We start from the raw sequence: 5,545 nt of genomic DNA, 5'->3' as shown, positions 1-5,545 counted from the left end.
CGAGGGCGTCGGCGTCGGCGAGCGCCACCGCGAGCGCCGACAGGGCGACCGCTTCGGCGTCGGCGAGCGGCCTGCTCAGACCGTCCAGGCCGACTTCGTCGAGGTAGCCGGTGTGGGTGTCACCCGCCCGGAACGTCTCCTCCTCCAGAATCCTGACGAGCAGATCCCGGTTGGTGGTGACGCCGTGGATCCGCGCCCCGCGCAACGCGCGCGCCAGCCGTCGGATCGCCGCCTGCCTGGTCGGCCCGTAGGCGATCAGCTTCGCGAGCATCGGGTCGTAGTGGACGCCGACGACGCTCCCCGACTCCACCCCGGAGTCCAGCCGCAGCCCGGCCAGATCGAACTCGGCCTCCACCCCCGGCACCTCGAAGGTGTGCAGGGTGCCGCTGGCCGGACGCCAGTCCAGCGCCGGGTCCTCGGCGTACAGCCGGACCTCGATCGCGTGCCCGGACGGCACGGGCGGCTCGGCGGGCAGCGCGTCGCCCTCGGCGATGCCGAGCTGGAGCGCCACCAGGTCGAGCCCGTAGATCGCCTCGGTGACGGGATGCTCGACCTGGAGCCGGGTGTTGACCTCGAGGAAGAAGAACCGGCCGTCGGCGGCGAGCATGAACTCGACCGTCCCCGCGCCGACATAGCCGATCGCCTTGGCCGCGTCGACGGCCGCCGCGCTCAGCTCCGCCCGCAGCGCGGCGCTCACCGCGGGAGACGGAGCCTCCTCGATGATCTTCTGGTGGCGGCGCTGGATCGAGCACTCCCGCTCCCCCAGCGCCCAGACCGTGCCATGGGCGTCGGCGAGGATCTGCACCTCGATATGGCGGGCCCGCTCCAGCAGCGGCTCGCAGAACACCGCGGGATCGCCGAACGCCGACTGCGCCTCACGCCGCGCCGACGCCACCTCCTCGGCCAGCTCACCGAGCTCCCGGACGATCCGCATCCCGCGCCCGCCACCGCCGGCCGACGCCTTCACCAGGATCGGCAGATCGGCCGCGGCAACGGTCTCGGGGTCCAGCTCCGGCAGCACGGGCACGCCCGCCGCCGCCATCAGCTTCTTGGCCTCGATCTTCGAGCCCATCGCCTCGATGGCCGCCGGCGGCGGACCCACCCAGGTCAGGCCCGCGTCGGCGACCGCGCGGGCGAACCCCGCGTTCTCCGACAGGAACCCGTAGCCGGGATGGACCGCGTCGGCCTTCATCGCCAGCGCCGCCTCGATCACCAGATCGCCGCGCAGATAGGTGTCGGCGGGCGACGAACCCGGCAGCAGGACGGCCGCGTCGGCGTCCGCCGCGTGCGGGGAACCGGCGTCGGCGTCGGAGAACACCGCGGCCGTCGCGATCCCCAGCGACCGCGCCGAGCGGAACACCCGCCGTGCGATCTCGCCACGGTTGGCGACCAGTACACGTGTGATCAAAGCGCTCACATCCTGAAGACGCCGAAGCCGTCGGCTCCGCGCACGGGGGCGTTGTGGATGACGGACAGGCAGAGCCCGAGGACGGTCCTGGTGTCGCGCGGGTCGATGATCCCGTCGTCGTACAGCAGGCCCGACAGGACGTACGGCAGCGACTCGGCCTCGATCTGCGTCTCGACGAGCTGCCGCATCCCAGCGTCCTGCTCCTCGTCGAACGGCAGTCCGCGGCTGGCCGCCGACTCCCGCATCACGATCGACAGCACCCCGGCGAGCTGCGCGGGACCCATCACCGCCGACTTCGCCGACGGCCACGTGAACAGGAAGCGCGGGTCGTAGGCCCGGCCGCACATGCCGTAGTTGCCCGCCCCGTAGGAGGCGCCCATCACCACCGACAGATGCGGGACCTTGGAGTTGGAGACCGCGTTCACCATCATCGCGCCGTGCTTGATCATCCCGTTCTGCTCGTACTCCGCGCCGACCATGTAACCGGTCGTGTTGTGCAGGAACAGCAGCGGAATGTCACGCTGGTTGGCGAGCTGGATGAACTGGGCGGCCTTCTGCGCCTCCGCGCTGAACAGGACGCCCTGCGCGTTGGCCAGAATGCCGATCGGGTAGCCGTGCAGGGTGGCCCAGCCCGTCACGAGACTGGTGCCGTACAGCGGCTTGAACTCGTCGAAGTCACTGGCGTCGACCAGCCGGGCGATCACCTCGCGCGGATCGAACGGGATCTTCAGATCCTCGGGAACCACCCCGAGCAGCTCATCCTCGTCATAGACCGGGGGAACCGCGACGGGCGCGGCGTCCTTGCGGAGGTTGAGGCGCCGGACGATGCTCCGGCCGATGCGGAGGGCGTCCTGCTCGTCGGCGGCCATGTAGTCGGCCAGCCCCGACGTGCGGGCGTGCATCTCGGCGCCGCCCAGCGACTCGTCATCGGACTCCTCACCGGTCGCCATCTTCACCAGCGGCGGACCGCCCAGGAACACCTTCGCGCGCTCCTTGACCATCACCACGTGGTCGCACATGCCCGGGATGTACGCGCCGCCGGCCGTCGAGTTGCCGAACACCAGCGCGATCGTCGGGATGCCCTCGGCCGACGCCCTGGTCAGGTCGCGGAACATCCGGCCGCCCGGAATGAAGATCTCCTTCTGGGTCGGCAGGTCCGCGCCGCCCGACTCCACCAGGTTGATCACCGGCAGCCGGTTGGCGTAGCTGATGTCGGACGCGCGGAAGCTCTTCCGGAGCGTCCAGGGGTTGCTCGCGCCGCCCTTCACCGTCGGGTCGTTCGCGACGATCAGGCATTCGACGCCCTCGACCACCCCGATCCCGGTGATCACACTGGCGCCGACCGGGAACGGGCTGCCGTACCCGGCCAGCGGCGACAGCTCGAGGAACGGCGAGTCCGGGTCGAGCAGCAGCTCGATCCGCTCCCGCGCCAGCAGCTTGCCGCGTTTGTGGTGCCGGTCGACGTATTTCTGCCCGCCGCCCTCCAGGGCCTTGGCGTGCTCGGTGTCGAGGTCGGCGAGCTTGCCGAGCATCGCCGTGCGGCGCTGCCCGTACTCCTCTCCCCTGACGTCGAGCTTCGATCTGATCAGGGTCACAGAAGGCCCTCCGGGATCTCGATGGAACGCGACCTCAGCCACTCGCCCAGGCCCTTGCCCTGCGGGTCGAACTTGGTCGAGGCCGACACCCCCTCCTGCAGGACGCCTTCGATGACGAAGTTCAGCGCCCGCAGTCGGGGAAACACATACCGCTCGACCTTCAGGCCGGCGATGTCGGGCAGCAGTTCGCGGAGTTTCGCCACGCTCAGCGTCGCGACCAGCCACTCCCACCGGGCCGCGGAGTCGACCCACACCCCGATGTTGCCGTCACCGCCCTTGTCCCCGCTCCGCGCCCCCGCGACCGCGCCGAGCGGCACCGTCCGGACCGGCCCCGCACTCGCCGGCTCCGCGCCCTCTCCCGCCTGTGCGGGCTGAGCGTGGGACGGCCCGGTGGGGGCCGGGGCGATGGGGTGGCGGGTGCCGTCGGGCAGGACGGCCGTATGGGGCACCTCGTCGACCGGAACGTAGGCGGGCAGGTAGACGCCGAAGGGGCTGCCGCTGCCGGGAGGGGCCGTCATGTGGAAGCCGGGGTAGCTGGCCAGGGCGAGCTCGATCGCGGCGGCGGAGAACGGACGGCCGACGACGTTCGGGTCGGCGTCGCGGGCGCAGCCGCGCAGCAGCACCGAAGCGCCCGCCTCGTCGGCGGCGTCCGGGTCGGGCCCGCCGATCAGCGACCACTCCAGGCGCTGGGGCTTGCGCGCCAGCGACGCCTCGAACTGCTCGCGCACGAACTTCGCCTTGGCCGCCAGGTCCAGGCCGGTCAGCACGAAGACGACCTCGTTGCGGACGCCGCCGAGATGGTTGTTGCACACCTTGAGGGTCCGCGGGGGCGCCTCGCCGGTGACCCCGGAGATCCGGACGCGGTCCTGGCCGTCCTGGGCTAGTTCGATCGAGTCAAAGCGCGTGGTGACGTCCGGGCCGAGGTAGCGCTCGCCCTGGATCTCGTAGAGGAGCTGGGCGGTGACCGTGCCGAGGCTCACCACTCCCCCGGTGCCGGGGTGCTTGGTGATCACGGACGAGCCGTCGGCGTGGATCTCGGCGAGCGGGAAACCCAGCGCCTTTACGTTGTAGATCTCTTTTGTGAAGAAGGAGTAGTTGCCGCCGGTGGCCTGGGGGCCGCACTCCAGCACATGGCCGGCGACCGTCGCACCGGCCAGGGCGTTCCAGTCGTCACGGGCCCAGCCGAAGTGGGCGGCGGCCGGGCCGATCACCAGCGACGCGTCGGTGACACGGCCGGTGACGACGACGTCGGCGCCCTCGTTCAGGCACTCCACGATCCCCCACGCGCCGAGATAGGCGTTGGAGGTGAGCGGCGGGCCGTACGGGGTCTGGTCGAAACCAAACTCCTTGGCGCGCGGAAGCAGGTCGTCGCCCTCCACATGGGCGATCCGCACCTCGATCCCGAGCCGGTCGGCGATCTCGCGCAGCTTCGCGGCGAGGCCCGCGGGGTTCAGCCCGCCCGCATTGGTGACGATCTTCGTGCCGTGCTGGACGGCGAGACCGAGGCTCTCCTCCATCTGCCGGACGAAGGTCGCGGCATAACCGGCGTTCGGGTCCTTCATCCGGCTCTTGCCGAGGATCAGCATCGTCAGCTCGGCGAGGTAGTCGCCGGTGAGGACGTCGAGCGGGCCGCCCTCCAGCATCTCCCTGACCGCGGAGAACCGATCCCCATAGAACCCGGAGGCATTGCCGATCCTGAGCGGCTCGCGTGGCTGCATAAGTTCACCCTTACAGGTCGTCCGAGAAAAATCAAGCGCGCTTGATTGTTTTGGACGTATGCTGGACGGCATGACGACACCGACCCGCGGGCCGCAGCAGGACCGCAGCCGCGCCACCCGGCAGCGCCTCCTGGAGGCGGCCGTCGACTGCCTGGCGACCGCCGGCTGGACGGGCACCACGGTCTCGGTCGTCGCGGAACGCGCCGGAGTCTCCCGGGGCGCAGCCCAACACCACTTCCGGACCCGCGAAGAACTCGTCACCGCGGCCGTCGCCTACGGCACCGACAACCGCGTCGCCCACGCCCGCGACCTGCTCACCCTCGCCGGCGGCCGCGCCTCCACCCTCGACGTGCTGCGGATGCTCGCCGACCTGTACACCAGCGCCCTGTTCCGGGCCGCCCTGCAACTCTGGGTGGCCGCCAGCTCCGACCCCGCCCTCCGCGACCAGGTCCTCCCCCTCGAAGCACGCTTCGGCCGCGTCACCCACCGCCTCGTCGTCGAAGCACTCGGCGCCGACGAGACCAAGCCCGGCGTCCGCGAAACCATCCAAGCCACCCTCGACCTGGTCCGCGGCCTCGGCCTCGCCGACCTCCTCACCGACGACAGCGCCCGCCGCGAAAACCTCCTCCGCCAATGGGCCACCATCCTCGACACCACACTCGAACAGTGACCCCGAAAAGGCTCGATCAAGCAGCCCGGAAAAGCGAAAGGCCCGAACCATAAGGTTCGGGCCTTTCGTACATTTAATGCGGCGGTGTCCTACTCTCCCACACAGTCTCCCATGCAGTACCATCGGCGCTGAAGGGCTTAACTTCCGGGTTCGG

Annotated in this window: 4 protein-coding genes and 1 rRNA gene; 1 reads left to right on the top strand and 4 read right to left on the bottom strand. The window is 70.6% G+C overall.

Going from position 1 to position 5,545, the window contains the following annotated elements:
* From ACYVE7_RS28215 to ACYVE7_RS28205, 3 genes are all read right to left on the bottom strand, one after another.
* Nucleotides 1-1,408 (bottom strand): acetyl-CoA carboxylase biotin carboxylase subunit (locus ACYVE7_RS28215; protein ID WP_460368796.1); only part of this gene is annotated, 1,408 nt, incomplete at its 3' end.
* A 5-nt stretch (nt 1,409-1,413) separates the two neighbouring features.
* Complete coding sequence (locus tag ACYVE7_RS28210; RefSeq protein ID WP_460368798.1) at nt 1,414-2,940, bottom strand: acyl-CoA carboxylase subunit beta; 1,527 nt, start codon at nt 2,938-2,940, stop codon at nt 1,414-1,416.
* 59 nt (nt 2,941-2,999) lie between these two features.
* Nucleotides 3,000-4,721, bottom strand: coding sequence for an acyclic terpene utilization AtuA family protein (locus tag ACYVE7_RS28205; RefSeq protein WP_460368794.1), 1,722 nt, complete (start codon nt 4,719-4,721; stop codon nt 3,000-3,002).
* A 70-nt stretch (nt 4,722-4,791) separates the two neighbouring features.
* Between ACYVE7_RS28205 and ACYVE7_RS28200 the strand changes: the two genes are divergently transcribed.
* Entirely contained in the window at nt 4,792-5,391 is a 600-nt protein-coding gene (locus ACYVE7_RS28200; protein WP_460368793.1) for a TetR/AcrR family transcriptional regulator, read from the top strand.
* Between the two features lie 76 nt (nt 5,392-5,467).
* Here the strand turns inward: ACYVE7_RS28200 and rrf are convergent.
* Nucleotides 5,468-5,545: ribosomal RNA gene (gene rrf / locus ACYVE7_RS28195) — 5S ribosomal RNA — on the bottom strand; the annotation flags it as partial.

The organism is Actinocorallia lasiicapitis (genome assembly GCF_054778695.1).
The sequence above is the reverse complement of the archived record's forward strand: the minus strand, read 5'-3'. Positions and strand labels throughout refer to the sequence as shown.